At 66.6% G+C, this 20,769-nt stretch carries 21 protein-coding genes; 9 read left to right on the forward strand and 12 right to left on the reverse strand.

The genetic code is table 11. The features are described from left to right. The 8 genes from Aple_RS26335 to Aple_RS26370 all read right to left on the reverse strand — a co-directional run. The coding region (locus tag Aple_RS26335; protein ID WP_155347395.1) for a serine/threonine-protein kinase at positions 1-774 on the reverse strand (774 nt) is incomplete at its 3' end. A gap of 114 nt (positions 775-888) precedes the next feature. After that, positions 889-1,494 (reverse strand): carboxymuconolactone decarboxylase family protein, encoded by a 606-nt coding sequence (locus Aple_RS26340; protein WP_246264785.1) that lies wholly within the window; start codon positions 1,492-1,494, stop codon positions 889-891. Positions 1,495-1,686: 192 nt separating this feature from the next. Then, positions 1,687-3,489, reverse strand: coding sequence for an AfsR/SARP family transcriptional regulator (locus Aple_RS26345; RefSeq protein WP_155347396.1), 1,803 nt, complete (start codon positions 3,487-3,489; stop codon positions 1,687-1,689). Positions 3,490-3,552: 63 nt separating this feature from the next. Continuing rightward, complete coding sequence (locus Aple_RS26350) at positions 3,553-3,768, reverse strand: tautomerase family protein (protein WP_155347397.1); 216 nt, start codon at positions 3,766-3,768, stop codon at positions 3,553-3,555. 155 nt (positions 3,769-3,923) lie between these two features. Next, entirely contained in the window at positions 3,924-5,429 is a 1,506-nt protein-coding gene (locus Aple_RS26355; RefSeq protein WP_155347398.1) for a hypothetical protein, read from the reverse strand. 11 nt (positions 5,430-5,440) lie between these two features. After that, entirely contained in the window at positions 5,441-5,779 is a 339-nt protein-coding gene (locus Aple_RS26360; RefSeq protein WP_155347399.1) for a cupredoxin domain-containing protein, read from the reverse strand. A 275-nt stretch (positions 5,780-6,054) separates the two neighbouring features. Beyond that, on the reverse strand, positions 6,055-6,783 hold the full coding sequence (locus Aple_RS26365; RefSeq protein ID WP_155347400.1) for a copper resistance CopC family protein: 729 nt from the start codon (positions 6,781-6,783) through the stop codon (positions 6,055-6,057). Positions 6,784-7,497: 714 nt separating this feature from the next. Beyond that, positions 7,498-7,887, reverse strand: coding sequence for an MmcQ/YjbR family DNA-binding protein (locus tag Aple_RS26370; protein WP_155347401.1), 390 nt, complete (start codon positions 7,885-7,887; stop codon positions 7,498-7,500). Between the two features lie 140 nt (positions 7,888-8,027). Here Aple_RS26370 and araB point away from each other — a divergent pair, with 140 nt between their 5' ends. Together araB and Aple_RS26380 are read left to right on the forward strand one after the other, a co-directional pair. Continuing rightward, positions 8,028-9,698 (forward strand): ribulokinase, encoded by a 1,671-nt coding sequence (gene araB / locus Aple_RS26375; RefSeq protein ID WP_155347402.1) that lies wholly within the window; start codon positions 8,028-8,030, stop codon positions 9,696-9,698. 50 nt (positions 9,699-9,748) lie between these two features. Then, positions 9,749-10,381, forward strand: a complete 633-nt coding sequence (locus Aple_RS26380; RefSeq protein ID WP_246264786.1) for a TIGR03086 family metal-binding protein — start codon at positions 9,749-9,751, stop codon at positions 10,379-10,381. 122 nt (positions 10,382-10,503) lie between these two features. On the opposite strand, the gene Aple_RS26385 is transcribed toward Aple_RS26380, so the two are convergent. Beyond that, a complete protein-coding gene (locus Aple_RS26385) occupies positions 10,504-10,878 on the reverse strand; it encodes a VOC family protein (protein ID WP_246264787.1) in 375 nt (124 codons plus the stop codon). Between the two features lie 675 nt (positions 10,879-11,553). On the opposite strand from Aple_RS26385, the gene Aple_RS26390 reads away from it, so the two are divergent. Beyond that, positions 11,554-12,375: an SAM-dependent methyltransferase gene (locus tag Aple_RS26390; RefSeq protein WP_246264788.1), complete on the forward strand. Its 822-nt coding sequence runs from the start codon at positions 11,554-11,556 to the stop codon at positions 12,373-12,375. Positions 12,376-12,827: 452 nt separating this feature from the next. Continuing rightward, a complete protein-coding gene (locus Aple_RS26395; RefSeq protein ID WP_155347405.1) occupies positions 12,828-13,988 on the forward strand; it encodes a cytochrome P450 in 1,161 nt (386 codons plus the stop codon). On the opposite strand, the gene Aple_RS26400 is transcribed toward Aple_RS26395, so the two are convergent. Both Aple_RS26400 and Aple_RS26405 read right to left on the reverse strand, forming a co-directional pair. Next, positions 13,985-14,557: a cadmium resistance transporter gene (locus tag Aple_RS26400; protein WP_155347406.1), complete on the reverse strand. Its 573-nt coding sequence runs from the start codon at positions 14,555-14,557 to the stop codon at positions 13,985-13,987. The two genes, Aple_RS26395 and Aple_RS26400, sit on opposite strands and share 4 nt — an antisense overlap. 197 nt (positions 14,558-14,754) lie before the next feature. After that, complete coding sequence (locus Aple_RS26405; RefSeq protein ID WP_155347407.1) at positions 14,755-16,062, reverse strand: glycosyl hydrolase; 1,308 nt, start codon at positions 16,060-16,062, stop codon at positions 14,755-14,757. A 671-nt stretch (positions 16,063-16,733) separates the two neighbouring features. Here Aple_RS26405 and Aple_RS26410 point away from each other — a divergent pair. From Aple_RS26410 to Aple_RS26420, 3 genes are all read left to right on the forward strand, one after another. After that, a complete protein-coding gene (locus tag Aple_RS26410; RefSeq protein WP_155347408.1) occupies positions 16,734-17,195 on the forward strand; it encodes a hypothetical protein in 462 nt (153 codons plus the stop codon). Next, the gene (locus Aple_RS26415) at positions 17,192-17,386 is read left to right on the forward strand and encodes a helix-turn-helix transcriptional regulator (RefSeq protein ID WP_155347409.1); all 195 of its coding nucleotides are present in this window, start codon (positions 17,192-17,194) and stop codon (positions 17,384-17,386) included. The genes Aple_RS26410 and Aple_RS26415 overlap by 4 nt, the downstream gene beginning before the upstream one ends. 113 nt (positions 17,387-17,499) lie before the next feature. After that, positions 17,500-17,985: an alpha/beta hydrolase gene (locus Aple_RS26420; protein ID WP_218038512.1), complete on the forward strand. Its 486-nt coding sequence runs from the start codon at positions 17,500-17,502 to the stop codon at positions 17,983-17,985. A 224-nt stretch (positions 17,986-18,209) separates the two neighbouring features. Here Aple_RS26420 and Aple_RS26425 read toward each other — a convergent pair whose 3' ends face one another. Continuing rightward, positions 18,210-18,899, reverse strand: a complete 690-nt coding sequence (locus tag Aple_RS26425) for a GntR family transcriptional regulator (protein WP_155347411.1) — start codon at positions 18,897-18,899, stop codon at positions 18,210-18,212. Between the two features lie 169 nt (positions 18,900-19,068). Between Aple_RS26425 and Aple_RS26430 the strand changes: the two genes are divergently transcribed. Both Aple_RS26430 and Aple_RS26435 read left to right on the forward strand, forming a co-directional pair. Then, positions 19,069-20,034 (forward strand): zinc-dependent alcohol dehydrogenase, encoded by a 966-nt coding sequence (locus tag Aple_RS26430; RefSeq protein WP_155347412.1) that lies wholly within the window; start codon positions 19,069-19,071, stop codon positions 20,032-20,034. Between the two features lie 90 nt (positions 20,035-20,124). Next, complete coding sequence (locus Aple_RS26435; protein ID WP_155347413.1) at positions 20,125-20,769, forward strand: DUF998 domain-containing protein; 645 nt, start codon at positions 20,125-20,127, stop codon at positions 20,767-20,769.

A 20,769-nucleotide genomic window follows, 5' to 3' on the forward strand; every position in this document is an offset into this window, starting at 1 on the left:
GGTGGTGGGGTCGGGGGAGGTGGCGCGGTGGGCCAGGTCGTTCAAGGGAGGTGGGAGGTCGCCCAGGTCGGGGTGGGTGTTGAGGACGCGGGCGGCCATGAGGGAGGCGTCGCCGTGGCCGTAGGGGTGGCGGCCGGTGCCGGCGTAGGAGACCAGGCAGCCCCAGGCGAAGATGTCGGTCCATGGGCCGACTTCGGAGCCGTTGACCTGTTCGGGGGCCCACCAGCCGGGGCTGCCGACGACTTCGCCGGCTTGGGTGGGGCCGCTGGTGGCGTCGAGAGCGCGGGCGATGCCGAAGTCGATCACGCGCGGGCCGGACATGGAGAGGATGACGTTGGCGGGTTTCAGGTCGCGGTGGACCAGGCCGGCCACGTGAATGGCGGCCAGGGCGGTGGCCACACCGATCGCGACGCCATGGAGTTGGCCGGGGTCGAGGGCGCCGTGCCGGGAGATCTGCTGGGACAGTGGAGTGCCGGGGATGTATTCCGTCACCATGTACGGTCGCCCGTCCCGGGTCGTACCGTCATCTAAAACCTGGGCGGTGCAGAAAGACGCGACCCGGCGGGCGTGGGTCACCTCCGCATGGAACCGCGCGGCGAAGTGATCCGAGGCGTACCCGGTTCTGATGACCTTGATCGCGACGAGGCGGCCGGTGTCGCCGGTGGCGAGGTAGACCGTTCCCATGCCTCCCTCACCCAACCGGCCCAACAAGCGATAAGGGCCGATCTGCTGGGGATCGTCCGGAAGAAGGGGCTCGGCACCGGCTGGCTGCATTTAGGGGTGACCTCTCGCGTGACCTCCCCTTTTATTACACCCCAACTGTCCAGCCCGGGAAGAATTGCTCTCGCGTTGGGTACGGAACGTCGTACCCAACGCGAAAGCCGCATGTCAGGACGCGATGTCGTCCTGGAACGGGCGCCCGTATGTCACGGCGTTGAGGACGGCCGCCGGGGCGTGGGTGCGGTATTCGGAGTCGGGCGGGACCCCGAGCGCGTCGTTGACGGTGGAGAAGGCGAGGCGCAGCGCGACGAACACGGTCATCGCGAAGATCTTGTCATCGCCGATTCCGACGTCCCTGAGTTCCTGGATGTCGGCTTCGGTGGTCCGGTTGGGGTCACGAGCGAGCTTGCGCGCCCAGCGGGCCATCGCCCGCTCCTGATCGCTCAACCCGGCGTCCGTGCCGAGCAACACCCCGGCGGCGATCGCCTCGTCGGCGACGCCGGCCAGCCGGACACCCCACGACAGCGAGCAGTAGGAGTCCCCGAACGCGGACGCGCAAGCCACGACCAGGATCGACCGCTGCCGAGCGTCCAGCCCGTGCGGCGAGCTGGCCTCACGGAGCAACCCGAACAGCGACATCACGGTCCTCGGCTGGTACGCCCAGAGCCTGGACACGTTCATCACATAACCGAGCTCCTCGACATCCTCCTCAAAGATCCGCTTCGCGTCGTCGTCCGCCTCGGGCATGCCGAGAAAACCAATGGTGGTCATCATGAACTCTCTTTACTCGCGAGATACCCGACCACATCGATGGCGGCCCGGAGCGGAAGTCCCTCCTGAACGTGCGGGCGGGCTCGGCAGTTGGACGGTTCGCTGAGTGTGGCGAAATCGGCCGCCTTGCGGCCCCACCCCTCATCGACGACGGTCCAATCCGTCTGTCTTATCGGTGTTGTCATTGCTTTTGCCTCATAGAGCTGTATGGAGCAGGTGAGCCAGCGCCGGATTGTCGATGTCGGCGCTGAGCAGCCGGGCGGCCGCCAGTGCGTTCTGATCGCCCAGTCGCGCCCGGTGCAGATGCGCCCGGACCACGAGCTCGCGCAGGTCGCAGCGCGCGGCCAAGGCCGCCATGTTCTCGACCATGGGCCGGGCCCGGTCGTGATCGCCGTGGTCGAGGGCGGTGCCGATGGCGGCGTCCATCGCGTAGCCGTACACCCATTGGTAGCGGTCGGGCACCCGGATGCACCGGAAGGATGCCTCCTGCTGCCACTTCGTGGCGGCCGGATAGTCGCCCTTGGCGGCGCTGAGCAGGCCGAGGCCGCGCGCCGCCATGCCCTCCCAGCAGGCGTCGTCGAGCTGGCAGGCCAGCTCCCAGGCCTGCTCGAACCCGTCGGTGGCGGCTTCGAGGTCGCCGCCGAACAGGTCGAGTTCGGCACGCAGGGTCTGCGGCCAGGGCAGGAACGCCATCCAGCGCTGCTCGTACACGCGCTCCAGGGAGCGGGCCAGCGCGGCGGAGGCCTGGCTGCGCTCGGCGCGCAGCAGGTGTGCCCTGGCCACCATGGACAGCGACCAGGCCTGCTGCCGGTGATCCCCGCATCGGCCCGACCGCTCCACCGACTCGTTGAGCAGCTCGAAAGCCAGCGGATAGTCGCCGGCGTCGGAGGCGTTCTTGCCGCGCACCGCGAGCAGCGCCGCGCACTCCTCGTCGGTTTCGGCCAGGGCTTGGGCCTTGGCCAGCCAGATCTCGGCCGTCCTGCGGCGCCCGGCCTGCCCCTCGACGAACCCGAGCTCCCGGTGCGCGGTCACCGCGGTGGCCCGGTCCCCGGTGCGGGTGGTCAGCTGGATCGCCTCGTGGATCGCGACGATGCCCTCCTCGTCCCGCCCGCGCGCCGCGTGGATCAGCGCCCCGCCGAGCGCGACCAGCGCACGACCCTGCAGGGCCTCGTCACGGCAGCGTGCCGCCTCCGCCACGGCACGGCGCAGGCACTGCAAGCCGGCGTCCACGGCCCCGGCCACGATCGCGGCCCGGCCCGCGTCCAGCTGGCTGGACGCGGCCGCGCGGCCGTTCAACGGGGGCGCCATCGGGCTGCCGGTGCCGACGTGGGCCGCCTCCCGCAGCGCCGGGGACGCCTGCACCCCGAGTTCCCGCCGCAGCATGTCCTCCCCCACCGCGACCTGCCGCAACGCCGCGGTACGGTCCCCCGTCGCGGCCAGGCTCCGCACTAGCAGCTCGTGATTGCCCTCTTCCAGCGGATTGCACGCGACGGCCCGCGAGGCGTACCCCACCGCGTCACTCGCCCGCCCGCCGGCCAGCAGCGCGACGGCCGTCTGACGTAACCGCGCCTCGATCCGAGCCGAGACGCGGTGCCGCTCCACCAGCAGCCAGGATTCGAACTCCAGGCTGGAGGTCAGGTGCACACCTTCGAGCAGTTCTCCGCCGATATCCAGCAATGGTGTGGGATCGGCGTGCTCCCGAGTGATCTGCTCGAGGTCGACGACCACGTCGTCACCCAGGTTCGGGGAGATGGGATCCCCGCTGAGCACATCGCGTTTGCCGAGCGCGCGGCGGAGTTCGGCGAGCGTCCAGCGCAGCGCGCCCAGCGGGTCGTCGGCGTCGCCGAAGAGCAGTTCAGCCAGGTGCCGCCGGCTTGGCGGCCGCTCCGCCAGCAGCAGGTAGCTGAGCAGGGCCCATGCTTTGCGGCCACGCGGCGATCTGACCGGCTGACCGTCCCGCTCGATGGCCGGAGGTCCGAGCAAACGGATCGTCAACACGGGATTCGCTCCCTTCCGCGAATTTTCGGTCGCGCGACGTCGCGAGACTCCGCGCGTGAACGATCAGCCTGCGGCGAGTGCCTTGACGTCGGCGGTGGTCAGCGGCTGCCCGCCGATGCCCCAGTCGCCGCTCTTGACGTCCTCGATGACGACCCAGGTGACCGAGCGCATGTTCTCGCCCTCGACACTGACCATCGCCTCGGTGAGTGTCTTGACGATCTCGGCCTTCTGCGAGTCGTCGAAAACGCCCTCGATGACTTTCACGTTGATGAGCGGCATGGTTTTCCCCTCGATATGTGGTGTGGTTCCGTCGGCGCCACACATGTGCCGACAGAATGAACCTTGCCGGGGACTCGTGTGAGTCAGCGTGTGAGTACGCACATGATTCTGAACTGCCGGAACGACGTTTTCGAGGGGGCGCTAGGCGTCCTGGTTCATCCGGCGAAGAGCAGGAGCAGGCCGACGACGGTGTAGATCACCATGAGGGCCATCAAGGGGATCTGGCCGATGACGGCGGTCCGGTGCGGGAACAGGGTCAGGGCGCGGTCGTGGGCGAGGACGGTGCCGAGGACGTGGCCGATCACGATGACGGTGACCTGGAGCATGGCGATGGAGGCGGGGGTGGCGCCCATGCTCTGGAGGGTCCAGTTCGCGGTGCCGAGCCAGTTCGCGCCGGTGTCGAGGGGGTCGGAGAGCAGGGCCAGGGTGTGCTGGCCTTCGAAGAGGAACAGCGTGAAGTAGTGGGCGACGAGGTAGCCGACCGCGATCGGGACCAGGGAGTGGGCGAGTTCGCCGGCGGTCGTGGCCGGTGAGGCGCTGCCGAGGCGGGCGGCCCAGGTGGTGGCGGCCAGGAATAGCGCCAGGACCAGGGCGATGACGGTGAGTAGGCCGAGGGTGCCCATGACGGGGGTGGGGAGGCGGCTTTCCTGGACGAATCGCACCCAGAGGGGGGCGTTGGAGAGGCTGTCGTACATGGTCGAGCCGAGGAGCACGATCACCAGGGCGGGGAGACCGGGGGCGTGCGCGAGGCCGGCCATGCCGTCGAGGGGGTTACGCAGGGTCAGCTTGGTTTGCGAGGAGGATTCGGTGGCTTTGGCGGCCGAGTTGCGCAGCTTGGTTTGCGTTGGTGGGTGCGAGCCTCGCCCTCGCGATTTGCCGTCGGGTGATTTGCTCCGGGGTGATTTGTCTCGAGGCGATTTGGCGGCCGCCGAGCGTCCCGGTGGGCGGGTGGGGTGTGCGATTTGTCGGCTTATGGGGGAAAGGCTGCCGATCAAGGTGCTGTACGCCTCGAAAGCGTCGCCTTTGTCGAACCACTGGGATCCGAAGATGGCGGCTCCGGTGAGGGTGGCCAGGGCGTACAAGGTCAGCCAGATGGTGATGACGGGGAGGGTTGCGCGGTCGGGGGCGACGAGTTCCAGCCAGACGAAAGCGAGCAGGCCCGCGGTGGCGGGCCAGTAGCCGACGCGGGGGGAGAGCGTTTTCCAGCCGTGGTCGGGGTCGCGGCGGAGGAGGGCGCAGGCGGCGAGGTGGAGGGTGCGTAGTGGGTTGAAATTTCGCCATACGGGGCCGAAGACGAGGGATAGGGGGACTAGGCCGACCCAGAAGAGGACGTAGAAGACGCCTGCGGTGGGGTTGTCGGGGGTGTCGGGGCCGAAGAGCAAGCCGATGGCGAAGTATGCGGCGATCACGATGCCGATGGCGCGCGGGAGCCAGGTGGTGTTCCGGGTCACGTACGACGGGATGCCGGCCAGGCGGGGTTCGCGCCAGAGGAAGCCGAGGGCGGCGAAGGACACCAGGAGGGCGATCGCCGCGCCCGAGACGGCGGCGGAGAACGGAATCGGCAGGTCCTGGCGTCCGCCGACACCGTGGGCGAGAAGCCGTCCGCCGTCGCCCTGGGCGAGGAACCGTTCGCCGACGCCCTGGGTGAGGAGCATGGTCACTGGGCCCATGGTCACTGAACCACGAGCTGGAACAACTGCAGCTCGGTGTCGTGGGTCTCGACCTCGAAAAGACCGTCCTGGTCGGCGACGAACTCGATCGTGGCGGCCGTGCCGGGCTGCAAACTGGCGGATTTGTCGAATCCGTGCACATGGGCTTCGTCGGCGACGTCACTGGTCACCGAGATCTTGACCTGCTGGCCCTTGGCGACCTCGATGCGTGCCGGTGGCGGGCTCACCGTGCCGTTGGCGATGGTCACGGCGATCTCCTTGGCCGGCCCGGAGAAGGTGGCGGCGTCACTTGCCGCACCGCACGCCGTCAGGGACAAGACCGCACAAACGAGAAGAACCATCAGAGACTTCATTAGTGACTCCAAACAGGGGGTGTCCGGCCTTGTTGCCGGGGCGCGGTTATCGGGGTCTTGTCGCCTGGCGGCGGCCATCGGGTCTTGTTTCCTGGCGGTAGTGGTCGGGTCGCGTTGCCGGGGCGGCGGGTTCGGATCTTGTTGCCCGCCGGTGGTTATCGGATCTTGTTGGCGGGGCGGCGGGATCGGGTCTTGTTGCCTGGCGGTAGTTGTCGGGTCGCGTTGCCGAGGCGGCGGTATCTGGCCTTGTTGCCTGGCAACGGTTATCGGGTCTTGTTGGCGGGGCGGCGTGCGGTACTGACGAGAAGGATCAAGACTCCGGCCACGAGAATGGCGGGGATCAGCCACACCACGAACCCACCGTCGTTGCCGCTGGACGAGGTGCTCTCGCTGATGGCGGCGGGCTGCTGGGAGAAGAGGCTGCTGGGCTGAACGGCCTGCGGCCCTTGGCTGGCCTGGACGGGCTGCGGCCCTTGGTCGGGCTGGGTGATCGGCGCGGTGGACGCGGGCGCATGGCTGGGTTCGACCAGCAGCGCGGGATCGGGCTCGTTGTCCGGCGCCTGCCAGCCAGCCGGAGCTTTGGCTATCGTCCCGGTGTAACTGAACCGGACCTCGCCCTTGACGAGCTCCCCATCCGAAGCGCGCGAGACGTATTTAACGGTATAAACACCCTGCTCAGGCCAGTACGCGACGGGAACCATCGCCGGAAACCCCGTCTCGAACAAGCGTGGCTCCCACTTGCCGTTGCTGAGCCAGAGCTCACGAACCGGCTCGTCAAGGCGTTTGGGTTCCCCATGGGACCACTGCGTATCCAGACGCCGCCCACTAGGACTCAGCACCGCGAAATACGCATTCGGCGCAGGCTTCTCAGTGAAGTAGAGCTGCAGCTTCTCCATGGGCGCATCGAGGCTGCTGTCCTTGCCCGGCACCGACATCGCCAGCTGACCATGAGCAACGGCAGGCTGCGCGACCACCACAAGTGCCGCGACCAAGCCAAACACCACAAGCGTGACACGCCTACACAAGCGCACGAAAAGCCGATCCCTCCGACTCAAACGCGTGCGCCGACCACGCCACCCAACGGATAACGTCCTGCTCTCCGGCGGCGTGCCACGGCCCCGGAGCAATTCACCCTACCAACCCCAACTCGAATCCGACCAGATCGGACACCCGCCGATTGCGACTCCCGCACACTCGCGAGCAACCGGGCGTGCGCACGCAAGTCCCGCGGGCAGAGCAGCGACCGCAGGTGGAACGCCGCCAAACAGCACGCCGCAGCGCAGAATGCCACCGTCGCCGCAAGCCATCCCGGCCAGCAGCGACTCATCGGAACACCGCCACCATCCTCGTCGACGCCGAGGCGTCGCCTTCATCGAAGAGCGGCAATGGGCCCACGACCCCCCGTGAAGCACTCCCGCTGCGATCGAGCCCGCACGCTGCTGCGCGAATGCCACTGCCGCTCTTGCCACCGATGCGGCGAGAATCATCACCCGCGCGAACGGCGGCGGATAACGGCGAGCGACCCGGCGGCCTGCTCGTTCTGACGGAAAGACGACCTCAGATGGCACCTCGCAGAAGCTCCGGCATGGGCGGGCTATAACGCCCCAATTTCATGCCTGTGTGGCGTCACCGGAAGGGGCAGGGGACGCTAGGTGCTGAGGCCTGGAGCGTGCGTCCCGAAGTCGAGCCCAGGCATCGAGGCGGCCTCACGGCTGGGTATCGAGATAGGTCTTGGCGAGGCGCTTGGGGGCTCGGCATAACCACGCGTCGGTGATGACTTCCGCGAGTTCCTCCACCGGGATGCGGTCGAGCCGGATGAGGATCGCCGCATACCCATTGAAGTGGGGCGTCGTGAAGTACACCTCCGGGTCGTCGGCGAGGAAGGCCTCCTTGACGGTGAGGTCGGCGACCTGCGCCGCCAGAATCGGGCCGTCGGGCGCCTGGTCGCCGAGCGCCTCCAGGTCCGAGCGTCTGAGAGGGCGCTCCCAGACGAACCCCTTCTTGTTCACGGTCCACGACAGGGTCTCCCGCGACGTCACCTCAGCCGTCTCGGGCATGGCCATCGCGAGCCGCCGCACGTCTTCCCAGCTAGCCATTGAGCCAGCCTAAACACCGCCACCGACAGAATCCGGCCCTGCCAAGAATGCTAGCGCTAACATCATCTACCCTCCCGAGCACTTGACCTCAACCCGTGATAGCGCTAACAATCAGGAACTCGAACACTTGGGAGCGCGACGTGAACAGACTTCCGACCGTCGTCATCGGCATCGACTTCGGCACGCTATCCGGCCGGGCCTTGGTGGTCTCGACCGAGGACGGGACGGAACTGGGCACTGCCGTACATGAGTATCGGCATGGGGTGGTCGAGCGGCAGTTGCCCGGTGGCGGGGCGGCGCTGAAGCCGCAGTGGGCGCTTCAGGTTCCGCAGGACTGGCGGGATGTGCTCGTGCACGCGGTGCCCGCCGCGCTGGCCGCCGCCGGGGTCACGCCGGAGCAGGTGATCGGCATCGGGACCGATTTCACGGCGTGCACGGTGCTTCCTGTGACTTCGGAGGGAGTGCCGCTCTGCGAGCTGGATGATCTGCGCGATCGTCCCCATGCGTACGCCAAGCTGTGGAAACACCATGCGGCTCAGCCGCATGCGGACCGGATCAACGCGCTCGCGGCCGCGCGGGGGGAGGGCTGGCTGGCCCGGTACGGCGGGAAGATCTCCAGCGAATGGCAGTTCGCGAAAGGGCTGCAACTGCTGGAAGAGGATCCGGAGGTGTATCGGCGTGCCGATCGCTGGATCGAAGCCGCTGACTGGATCATCTGGGAGCTCTGCGGGACGGAGACCCGCAACCTCTGCACAGCTGGATATAAGGGGATTTTTCAGGACGGCAACTACCCCAGCCGGGAGTTCCTCGAAGCCCTGAATCCGGATTTCGGGGACTTTGTCGGCAAGCTCGAGCATCCGCTTTCGGCCATGGGCGAGCGGGCGGGCGGGCTCAGCGCGCGGGCCGCCGCGTGGATGGGGCTGCCGGAGGGTGTCGCGGTCGCGATCGGCAATGTCGACGCGCATGTCACCAGCGTGGCCGCCGGGGCGATCGACCCTGGCCAGATGCTCGCGGTGATGGGGACCAGCACGTGCCACATCCTCAACGGGCCGGAACTGGCCGAGGTGCCAGGGATGTGCGGCGCGGTGCGGGATGGGGTGATTCCTGGGCTTTGGGGGTACGAGGCCGGGCAGAGCGGGGTTGGGGATATCTTCGCGTGGTTCATCGAGTCGGGGCTGCCGGAGGAGTATCAGACCGAGGCGCGGGAGCGGGGATTGTCCGCGCATGAGCTGCTCAGCGAGAAGGCCGCCAAGCAGCCGGTCGGGCAGCATGGGCTGGTCGCCCTGGATTGGCATGGCGGCAATAGGTCCGTGCTGGTAGATCATGACTTGTCCGGCGTGCTGGTCGGGGCCACGCTCGCGACCCGGCCGGAGGAGGTGTATCGCGCGCTTCTGGAGGCGACCGCGTTCGGAACGCGTACGATCATCGACGCGTTCGAGGGTAGTGGGGTTCGGGTGGACGAGTTGATCGTCGCCGGTGGGCTGTTGCGTAGTTCCTTCTTGATGCAGATATATGCGGACATCATCCAGCGGCCGCTGAGCATCATCGGGTCGGCGCAGGGGCCGGCTCTCGGGTCCGCGATTCATGCGGCGGTCGCGGCAGGGGCGTACCCGGATCTGCACGCGGCCTCAGCCGTGATGGCTCGAGTCCACCGGAACGTGTATCAACCGGACCCCAACCACGCCGCCACCTACGACCAGCTCTACGCGATCTACACCGAACTCCACGACCACTTCGGCCGCGGCGGCACCAACGCCCTCCACCGCCTCCACGCCCTCCGGAATGGTAGCGATAACACTGAGACCCCATGATCCATCCGGAGGGTTCTTCTGAGTGTTTGCGATAACAGAGCTAGGACTGGTTGACGGGGAGACTCGACGTCTCGTACATGGATGAGGTGCCCAAAATCAGCGATATCGCCTCCCGCTACCAGTCCCGCGCGAACGCGTTCCAGGCCAAAATCATCGCGGTACGGCCTGAGCAGTGGTCGAACCAATCTCCCTGCACGGACTGGAACGCCAGGGACGTCGTCCGGCACATCATCGATATGCACGGCGCGATGCTCCGCACCCTCGACCGCACCCTCAGCCCGGCGCCCACGGTGGACGAAGATCCTCTCGCCGCGTTCCGCGCCGCCCGGGCGGACGTGGAGGCCCTCCTTCACACCCCCGAACTCGCCACGACCACTACCGAAACCCCGGCCGGCCCGATGTCCGTCGAAGACCACATCGACCAGGTCGTCAGCGCCGATCTGGTGCTCCACGGCTGGGACCTGGCCAAAGCGACCGGCCAAGATCCCACGATGAACCCCTCCGAAGTTCTGGCCATGTGGCCGACCGTGCAACACGTCCCGGACAAATTCCGCATTCCCGAAGCTTTCGGCCCCGGCATCATCGTCTACGGACCCGAAGTGAAGGTCCCCGAAGACTCGTCCCTCCAGGACCGCATCCTCGGCCTCATCGGCCGCGACCCCAACTGGACACCACCGAAGTAGCGCCAGTACGGCAGATTCTGCCGCGTCCACCCGTTAGCAACATCAATACGGCAGTCTCCGCAGCGCCCACCCATTAGCAACATCAGCACGGCAGTCTCCACAGCGCCCACCCGTTAGCAACGTCAATACGGCAGTTTCTGCAGGGTCCATCCGTTGCCGTCAGGGTCCTTGAAGTGCGCGTATGACACGGTCGGCTTGCCTGGCGCGCCCATGTCCTCTACCTCCGCGATGTCCACCCCGCGCTCGAGGAGTTCCGCCCGCGCCGCGTGAATGTCGGAGACCACCAGGTGCAATCCCTGAACCGACCCGGGCTCGGTGTCCACGATCCCCACCCCGACGCAGATCGAGCAGGCCGACCCCGGCGGGGTCAGCTGCACGACGCGGAACTCCTCGCCGAATCGCTGATCGAGGTCGACCACGAACCCGAGCTTCTCCGAATAGAACTCCTTGGCCCGGTCCACATCTTGGACCGGAATCGGCACAAGTTCCAGTTTCATTTCCATGGCGACCATCCTGATCTATTCGTGTATCACGTGTCTCGATGGTGAATGGTGTATTTCATCTTGACTCGACTTGGCGAACCGAGTGATCACCGGGTGTTCACCCCGACGTACCACGCAGATCCGACGTCTGGCCGTCAACCCTGTCACATCCTGTCAACTCGGACCCCTCGGGACCAGGGGACATCGGCGATCCCAGCCGTCCCGGGGAGTCGTCTTTCTGTCGGACCCCCACGCTAAGCTCCGGAGGAGGAGAAAGGACTTCGCATCATGCCCACATCAGACCAAATCGGTCAGAAACGTCCAAAAGACATGTTTGCCAAACCACAAAACCCCCAGAAATTAGACACAGATCTCATGCCTCTTGGCGGTCTGGCGGGCTGAGCGCGTTCACTCACCATGGTCGGATCGCGGCTCGGAACCTGCCCTGAAGTGCCGTCATACGGACAAGCATGACCCCTCCGACGTTTACGGCGACACGAAGCAGATGAGGTCTCCCATCTGAGCTCACCATCCGCCAAGATCTGACAGGATGTCGTCATCGGTGCCGCCTTACGGCGTAGATCGCATGAAGGGAGAATTCGCGGTTGTGCATCGGGGATGTTTTATTCATATCTGCGCGGATAGCAAATAGGCTCGCGGTAGCGTCGGCGGCGGATGAAGGAGACAGGCGTGCCTGACGAAGCGCCAGTGCCACCTGGTATCGACGCGAGCACGCCCAACGCCGCGCGCATGTACAACTACTATCTCGGCGGCAAGGACAATTTCGCCGTCGATCGGGCGGCGGCCGAGCAGGTGCTCAAGGTGGCTCCGGAGGCGCGGGAGCTGGCCCGGCAGAACCGCGCGTTCATGCGACGGGCGATCCAGCACGTCATGGCCGAGACGGGTATCCGCCAGTTCATCGACATCGGAACCGGCCTGCCCACCGAAGGCAACGTGCACGAGATCGTTCACGCCCGCGACCCGGACGCCGCGATCGTATATGTGGACAATGACCCGGTCGTGCTCGCCCACGCACGGGCGATCCTCTCCCGCACGCCCCGCACCACCACCATCCGCGGCGACCTCCGCCGGCCGATCGACATCCTCAACAACCCCGAACTGCGCGACCTGATCGACTTCTCCCAGCCGGTGGCCATCCTGCTGGTCGCGGTCCTGCATTTCCTCACCGACGACGACAAACCCGGCGAAGTCATCGCCCGCCTGCGGGATTCGCTCGCACCGGGAAGCCACCTGATCCTCTCCCACGTCACCGCGGACGAACGAGCATATGCCGCCCAGCAGGGCGCGGCCGTCTATCGGAAGGCGAGCGCCAGCATCACCCTCCGCCACCGCCAGCAGATCATGGAATTGTTCGACGGATTCGAGCTCATCCCGCCCGGCCTGGTGAAACTGCACGACTGGCGACCAGACGAGGACTCCGCGTTCGCCACCTACCGCGGCCGCGAGTTGCCAACCTGGTTCTATTGCGGCGTCGGCCGCATCCGGGATTGATGAGGAAAAGTCGTGATCTGGACAGCCACACAGCTTGGCCGCGCCTGTATCTGTACTGAGGAACGCAGGTCGCGAAGTGGCTGGAGCGACGAGGAAAGACACAAACTGAAGGCGATCAAGCCGCCGTGCCGGAGGCGCGGCCATAAGCACAGCCGCGCCTGTATCTGTACTGAGCAACGCAGGTCGCGGAGCGGCCGGAGCGACGAGGAAAGACACAGGCCGAGGGCGGCCGAGCCGCCGTGCCGGAGGCACGGCCATGGACACAGCCGCGCCTGGGCTGAGCAACGCAGGTCGCGGAGCGGCCGGAGCGACAAGGGAAGACACAGACTGAAGGCGATCAAGCCGCCGTGCCGGAGGCACGGCCAAAGACGCGGTGAGTCGACTGGGTCGGTGGTTGTCTGTGGGACGGGGTTCGGTTATTAGTGACCCTCCAATCGAGGAGCGCATCCGTCATGCCCGACATGGATTTCAACCCGCTCGGGGGCGTACAAGCCGCTGGTTCGGCTTTCGCCCGCTTCGATGAGTTACGCGAGCAGCATGCCGCCTTCCGGAGCACGTTCGGGCGGGGATTCTGGGTCATCAGCAGATACGACCGGATCGTCGAGATCTGCCAGGATCCGGGGACGTTCTCCAGTTCCGCTGTGTCCGTGCTGGATCCGGATCCGGCGTACCGGTGGATTCCGGAGATGCTCGACCCGCCGGAGCACACCGTCTGGCGGCGGCTGCTCGGGCCGCTGTTCTCGCCGGCGGCGGTCGCGGCCAGGGCGGAGACGATCCGGCGGCAGTGTGCCGCGCTGGTCGAGTCGCTGGCGGCGCGCGGGTCATGCGATTTCGTCACTGATTTCGCCCGGGTGTATCCGACGACGGTGTTCCTGGAGTTGATGGGGCTGCCGGTGGAGGATCTGCCGACCTTTCTGGCCTGGGAGGACGCGATCCTGCACGCGCCGCCGGTGGAACGGGCGGGGCGGATTCAGGCGATGGGGGAGGTTATCGGGTATTTCCGGGGGGTCATCGCGGAGCGGCGGGCGGAGCCTCGGGAGGATCTGATCAGCACGGCGCTCGGGTGGGAGATCGACGGGGAACCCGTACCGGATCGGGATCTGCTGGATCTGTGCCTTTTGCTGTTCATGGCGGGGCTGGACACGGTGACGGCGCAGTTGTCGTACGCGTTCTGGCATCTGGCTAAGGACGACAAGGATCGAATGCGGATCGTGGATGATCCAGCGATCATCACGGACGCGATCGAGGAGTTGCTGCGGGCGTACTCGATCGTGATGCCTGCCCGGAAGCTGACTCGCGACACCGATTTCCATGGTTGTCCGATGAAGGCCGGGGAGATGGTGTTGTTGCCGCTCAATCAGGCTAATCGGGATCCGGGCACGTTCACCGATCCGACTCAGGTCGATCTCGATCGGCCGCATAACCGGCATATCGCGTTTGGGGTTGGGGTGCATCGGTGCCTCGGCTCGCATCTGGCGCGGGCGGAGATGAGCATCGCGCTGGAAGAGTGGCATCGGTGTATTCCTAGTTATCGCATCCCTGATGGGGTGGAAGCGCTCGAACATGCCGATCTGGTCCTTGGGTTGGACACTCTGCCCCTCGTCTGGGATTAGATCAGGATGATCAGGCCGATCAGTACGAAAACTCCGGGGACGAGCCAGCGGCCGTAGCGTTCGACGAGTTCGATGATCTTCCGGTGTGATCCGAGCCAGGATCCGGCCAGGCACCAGAGGGCCACTCCGGCGGCGAACACGGCGATGGTGACCGCGAAGGCGTCCGCGCCGATTGTCCGGAACACAGGGGTGTAGACCGAGACATTGTCGGCGCCGTTGGCGATGGTCACCGCGGCTACGGAAAGCATTCCGGTGGCGACCGGAGGGGGATCGTGCGATTCTCTGTCGCGTACGGCCATGATCAGGCCACGGACGCCGAGGGCGATCGGCACCAGGCCGAGCAGCCGGATCCACTCGTCCGGGATGATCGACAAGCCGAGCGCAGCTAGGCCGGAGACGGCCAGCAGAGCTGCGATGCCCAGATACTGTCCCGTCCAGACCTGCCACGGCTTTGGTGAGCCCTGCGCCCGGGCGGAGAGGAACAGCACGGTCAGTACGAGGAGATCATCCACATTCGTGCCGATGAACATTCCGGCCGCAGTGGCCGCCGCGGCCGGAATGTCGCTCATGTCAGCAAAACCTATCGGGGATCTTGCCGGGACGCTCGCGACCGCCTCTGTGGGGAACCGCGCTGCGCCGACAACGTCTGGGGGATCAGCCGGATCTCGCGACGGCCTTCGTGGGGAGCCGCGATTGCCGGATGCGCGCACGTCTTGACGCGCATCCGTGGATCCGCCCGTGGGCGACCGGTGCTGGAATGCCCGAGTTAGCGGGGAGCCGCCTGGAATGCGCGGCCAGCCGGGGTGGCGGTGCCGTTGCTGTGGAACAGGCCCGTGCTGACGCCCGTGTCCTTGGCGGGGAGGCCGAACCAGGCGTAACGCTGGACATATGGGAGGGATCCCAGCATCTGGGTCGCGGACGTCAGGAATGCCGCCTGCTGGGCCTCGGTCGGGTACCGCACGCCGTTGGAGAAGTCGATCAGCGCGAACTCGGTCAGCCAGATCGGCTTCTTGTATCGGTCGTAAACAGCCTGAATGTAGGACTTCAGCTGGCCGGTGGCAGCGTCGGCGCGGAAGTCACCGCCGTACCAGTGCAAAGTAATGAAATCCACGCGGTAGCCGCGCGAGGCTGCGCCCGACATGAACCGATCGAGCCATCCGCCGGGGTTGTTCCCGCCCCACGCGACAGCCGGGCTGCCCAGCTTCTGGCCCGTGGCCATCAGCTTCGGCCAGAGCGAAAGCGCCGTCTCCACGGACATGTTGGACTGCTCCTTCATGTCCGGTTCGTTGAATCCAAGCAGGTACGGCCCTGCGCTCTTGGCCTGGGCGAGATTCTGGTCGGTCACACTGGCCGCGCCCCAGATCATGGGCACGAACTGGGAGGACGCGGGGGTTGTGATGCCGTTGTGGTTGGTTGACCAGGTGTAGTACCAGCTGGCGCCCGAACTGGCGAGCACGCTGCTGACATTCGGCATCTGCCAGACGCCGACTCCCTTCTTGCCCACGGTGGGAGAAGTCGACGGGGACGAGGTGGGCGGAGGGCTCGGCTTGGTGGATGGAGTGGGCGTGGGAGTCGGAGTAGATGCCGTTCCGAAGACCTGGAACTCCCACAGCGAGACGCCGTAGACGGTCGAGCGCTTGGTCGCGTACAGCCGGACGTACCGGGCCGTAGCCGAGACGTTGACGGTCTGCACACCGCCCTTGCCCGCGGTCGTGGTGTGAATCGTCGTCCAGCTGCCGCCTCCGTTGGAGGTCTGGATCTGGAAATTCGTGGCGTAGGCGCGCTCCCAGTTGAGCACGATCCTCTTGATCGCCGTTGTCCGCCCGAGGTCCACCCGCAACCACTGCGGATCGCTGAACTTGCTGGACCAGCGGGTCCCCGGCTTGCCATCCACCGCCGCCGCAGGGGACAAATCCCCCCGCTCAGACGAGGACGCGACAGCCGCCCGCCCCTGCGACAACGGCGTCTCCGCCGCCCCCGCCGGCACCGCACCAGCCACCAGGCCGGCCCCCAGCACCACCGCCAGCACAGATCCCAGCACTACCCGACGCACCCGCGGAACAGTCTCACTCATGGTCGATGAGGTCCTTCGTAGGGGATAAGAACTCCATGCAGGCACCCACCCGCACACCTAGGAGACGCCCCGGCTCCACCCGGATAACAAATTCCCCAAACTCTCTTCAGACGAGACTCAAACTGATGGGGGATCTCCCCACCCACCCATCCCTTTGGTTCCCCTCGAGCTCCGCCCGACCCCGGCCTCTCGTGGTTCTCCGCACGAAACGACAACCTCGACACGGGTGAATCCCCCCACCCAGCCCGTTGTCTCCCTTCGGGCTCCGCCCGACCCCGCCACCACCGTAGTTCCCCGCACGAAGCAACGCGCGAGTGGGGCCCAGTTCACCTGATGATGCCAGCAGCACGCACGCGGGGACTGGCGGGGCACAAGCCAGGGGGCCAGGCGGCGGATCCGGCGCGCCGGCCGGCCGATCTGCCAGGCAGCGCCCCGGCGCGATGCGCGCCGGAACCTGGCCCTCGCCCTGGCCGAAGACCGCTGCCGCGACATCACCCGCAAGACCAAGAACGGCCTGGAAGCAGCCCGCAGACGCGGCAGGATCGGCGGCCGGCGCCCCGTTGGCAGAGCGCGGCAGGGCGAGAACGCACACCACGACCGTCCACTGTCCAGAGCGGGGTCGATTCGGCCATTGTCAAGTGTACTTGACATCGCTGCGGGCGCCTTCTACCGTGTCAAGTGTACTTGACTTCTCGCCGCAGGAAGGGCAACTCGTGCAAGCACACAACGCGACCGGGGCCTATGGGGACTCGATCAAGACAACCGTTCGACTTGTACTCTGGACACTCGCCTGGGTGGCGACCCTGGCCTTGGCCAGGGTCGGTCCCGGACTCCTATGGGATTCGCAGCAACCGGTGGCGAGCTGGACCGCAGTCGCCGCCAATCTTGTCGTCGGCATCGGATGGATCGTCGCCTTCGCGCGCTTTCTCCGAGGACTCGATGAGTTGCATCGGAAATTCTTACAGGATGCGCTGGAGGTCACCCTCGGAGTGGGGTGGGTCGGCGGATTCGCCTACGTCGTCGCGGACGCCGCCGGCCTCATCACCTACGACGTCAATATCGCACTCTTCCCCGTGCTCCTGGGAGTCGTCTACTCGATCACCTTCGTCGTCGGCAAGATCAGATACCGATGAAGAACCGCATCAAGGAACTTCGGACCGAACGCGCCTGGACGCAGGCTGACCTGGCGCAGCGTGCCGGCGTGTCAAGGCAGACGATCAACGCGATCGAAACAGGGAAGTTCGACCCGAGCCTTCCATTCGCCTTCCGTCTCGCCAAGCTGTTCAACCTGAAGATCGAAGAACTCTTTCTCGACGATCAATGAAGCGCCTCGGGCGTAGCCAGCACGAGCCGACCAGAGACATAGTCGCGAATCGTGCCACGCTTGACGGTTCCGGGATCGAGGACAGTGACGGAGCCGGGACGGCGGAGGTGCCGGTGGACAATCACGTCGCCGCTCTCTACGCGGTGGTCTGCAATGACGTCGCCTGGCCGGGCAGCGTGGCGTTGCACGCCCGGCAGGTCGCGGCCGACCGGCGGGCGTGGCCGGTGACGGCGGGTATGCCGTCGAACCTCTGGCCGTGCGCGGCGTGGCCGACCCGGCCAGTGGAGCCGCTGGTGACGGTCACCGGCAACGGGCCGCGCAATGTGCTGATCCTGCAGAACACCCGCGACCCGTCCACGTCCCTGCGGAGCGCGCGCGGCCTGCGCGCCGTGCTCGGCCGGCGGGCCGCCATGGTCACCGTCGACCAGGGTGGCCACGGCGTGTTCGGATTGGGCAGCTGCGCCGACGAGGCGACGAACACCTTCCCTGCCACCGGGGCACTGCCACCGCGGGACCGCTTCTGCCCGGCTCCGTCACCGGCCGGCGACACCGTGTGCTCCGCGGCCGTTCCGTGCATACCTCCTGCGTGGCCGCTGTAGTACTACCGTGCCGCACCGGGAGGCGATCTTCCAGAACTCGTGAACACCCGTCGAGCCCGGCTGGGACGAGGACCTGACCTGGCTGATGGCGGCTGGGGGCAGCAACAGTGACGCCAGGGGCCCAGCTGAATGAGGCCGGGCCATAGGCACACATGACGGGCCTGAACTCCTATAGCTACGACCAGGGCAAGAAGGGTGGGTGGGTGGGAGAACCCCCGGATCAGTTACGCCGTGTCTGGTGGGGGTGTTTCGTGGTGGCGGGCTATTTGTTCGGCGCGGGATTCGTCGTGGGCGTGAAGGGCCTGGAGGAGGAGGTGATGTTCCTCGTACGCTCCATCGGAGGACGTGATTTGGGCGAGCGCTGATTCCACCTTCACAGCAGGGCTGAAGGCGCGTGCTTGCTCCAGGAGGCCTGCCAGGACCGGATTGGCACCTGCTTCCTCCACGATTGTGTGGAATCGTCGAAGGGCGGCCATGAGGCGCTGGACGGTATCGGGGGGTGGGGTGCCGCCCGCGTTGCTGATCCGGACCAGGGTGGCTCGAAGCGGATCGGCTTCGGCGAGCACGGAGTCCAATTGGGCCAGCGTTTCCGCATCGATGTGCCGGGCCGCGAACCGTGCGGTCAAGCCCTGGAGTTGCACTTCTACTTCGCGGATTTCGGCCAGGGTTTCCGGCGAAAGCCGTACCACCCGTAATGAGCGAGGTCCCGTGCGTTCGACCAGGCGGTCCTGCTCCAGGCGGCGCAGGGCCTCGCGAACCGGGGTCGGGCTGACGGCGAGGCGCGTCGCCAGGCCGCGTTCGGTGATCTTCTCTCCCCACGCGAGCTCACCGTTGGCGATAGCCAGCCGCAGCGCGGCATACGCCTGGTCGGCGAGGGTCTCGGAGGTCAGGTGGGAGAGCGCGGCGCCAGTCACGCAAACACCGTATTTTTGCTATAGCAAATTGTCAATCTGCTACCTAACTATACAAAGTCTGCCCAGTGCGTACACACCGAGCGTGCATCAGGACGGCCACACGTATTCTTGACAGATTCCCAGACTCTAGTAAAGGTCGGAGCCCTATGGCACAAATGCGGACAACCCCATGAGAGTCTCGCGACTCCACGGCGTAGCCGACATCCGGCTCACCGACGAACCAATCCCCCAGGTCGGACCCGGTATGACCCTCGTCAGAGTCACCGCCGTCGGCCTCTGCGGCTCAGATCTGCACTGGTACGCCGAAGGCGGAATCGGCGACGCCACGATCACCGCCCCCCTCGTGGTCGGTCACGAATTCGCCGGCGTCATCGAAGGCGGCCCCGCCCACGGCCGCCGCGTCGCCGTCGACCCCGCCATTCCCTGTGAAACATGCACAAGCTGCCGAAGCGGCTACCGCAACCTCTGCCCATATATCCGATTCGCCGGACACGATCGGCTCGACGGCGGCCTCCAGGAGATGATCGTCTGGCCGACCGAACTCCTGCACGCCCTCCCCGACGGCGTCTCCGACAGCGACGGCGCCATGCTGGAACCCCTCGGCGTCGCCCTGCACGCCTTCGACCTGGGCCATCTTCACCTCGGCGGCACGGTCGCCGTGGTCGGCTGCGGCCCGATCGGCCTGCTGCTGATCCAGCTCGCCCGCCTGGCCGGAGCGTCCACGATCATCGCCGTCGAACCGCTCCCCCATCGCGCCGAAGCGGCCCGACGTTTCGGTGCCGTACTCCCCGAAAACGCCCAAGCCGATGTGGTCTTCGAGGTCGCCGGCAACGACGCCGCCGTCGAGACTTCGCTGGAGCTGGCCCGCCCCGGCGGCCGAGTCGTCCTGGCCGGCATCCCCGACGGGGACCGCACGTCGTTCCGCGCCTCCCTGGCCCGGCGCAAAGGCCTCACCCTCGCCCTTGTACGACGAATGAACGACGTCTACCCGCGCGCGATCCGCCTGGTCGAGGAAGGCAGAATCGACGTCACCTCGCTGGTCACCGCGCGCTACCCGCTCACCGACGCCCCCGCCGCGTTCATCGCCGCCACCCGCCGCCAGGGCCTCAAGACCATGATCGAACCACAACGCTAAAAAACTTCTCGGAAGCTGTCGAATCGGCGTGACCTCATTCGAAGCGTAGTCATCGGGCCGAACAACCCAGGACACGCAAGGAGCAGGATCATGACCGAGCAACTCACCTGCGACCCGCAGACAAGTCGCACCAAATCCCTACTCGGCTACGGCGTCCTGGCGGGTCCGCTCTACGTGACGGTCTCCCTCGCCCAGGCCCTGACCCGAACAGGCTTCGACCTCACCCGCCACCCGTGGAGCTTCCTGTCCAACGGCGACCTCGGCTGGATCCAGATCACCAACTTCGTGATCACGGGCCTCGCCACCCTCGCCGCCGCCATCGGCATCGGCCGCGCCATCGGCTCGCCGTGGACCGCCCGCCTCATCTCCGTGTACGGCCTGAGCCTGATCGGCGCCGGACTCTTCAGGGCCGACCCCGCCCTGGGCTTTCCGGTGGGTACGCCCGAAGGGCCGGGAGTCGTAACGTGGCATGGCACGATGCATTTCGTCTGCGGGGGCATCGGCTTCACCTGCCTGATCGTGGCGTGCCTGATCATGGCGCGGCGGTTCGCGGGCGAAGGCCGTACCGGGTGGGCGGCCTACACCGGCGCGTCCGGGGTGCTGTTCGCGGCCGCTTTCGCCGCCGTGAGCAGTGGCGGCGGCGCGGCCTGGTCGAACCTGACCTTCGTCGCCGGGGTTCTGATCATCTGGACCTGGCTCTCCCTCGTTTCCGTCCATCTGTACCGCCGCATCTGA

The organism is Acrocarpospora pleiomorpha, from assembly GCF_009687885.1.
GTDB lineage: Bacteria > Actinomycetota > Actinomycetes > Streptosporangiales > Streptosporangiaceae > Acrocarpospora > Acrocarpospora pleiomorpha.

Bases quoted from the DNA above. Each gene is read 5' to 3' on its own strand.
- Aple_RS26340 (WP_246264785.1), bottom strand. From the start codon at position 1,494: ATGATGACCACCATTGGTTTTCTCGGCATGCCCGAGGCGGACGACGAC.
- Aple_RS26350 (WP_155347397.1), bottom strand. From the start codon at position 3,768: ATGCCGCTCATCAACGTGAAAGTCATCGAGGGCGTTTTCGACGACTCG.
- Aple_RS26360 (WP_155347399.1), bottom strand. From the start codon at position 5,779: ATGGTTCTTCTCGTTTGTGCGGTCTTGTCCCTGACGGCGTGCGGTGCG.
- Aple_RS26370 (WP_155347401.1), bottom strand. From the start codon at position 7,887: ATGGCTAGCTGGGAAGACGTGCGGCGGCTCGCGATGGCCATGCCCGAG.
- Aple_RS26385 (WP_246264787.1), bottom strand. From the start codon at position 10,878: ATGAAACTGGAACTTGTGCCGATTCCGGTCCAAGATGTGGACCGGGCC.
- Aple_RS26395 (WP_155347405.1), top strand. From the start codon at position 12,828: ATGCCCGACATGGATTTCAACCCGCTCGGGGGCGTACAAGCCGCTGGT.
- Aple_RS26400 (WP_155347406.1), bottom strand. From the start codon at position 14,557: ATGAGCGACATTCCGGCCGCGGCGGCCACTGCGGCCGGAATGTTCATC.
- Aple_RS26405 (WP_155347407.1), bottom strand. From the start codon at position 16,062: ATGAGTGAGACTGTTCCGCGGGTGCGTCGGGTAGTGCTGGGATCTGTG.
- Aple_RS26415 (WP_155347409.1), top strand. From the start codon at position 17,192: ATGAAGAACCGCATCAAGGAACTTCGGACCGAACGCGCCTGGACGCAG.
- Aple_RS26430 (WP_155347412.1), top strand. From the start codon at position 19,069: ATGAGAGTCTCGCGACTCCACGGCGTAGCCGACATCCGGCTCACCGAC.
- Aple_RS26435 (WP_155347413.1), top strand. From the start codon at position 20,125: ATGACCGAGCAACTCACCTGCGACCCGCAGACAAGTCGCACCAAATCC.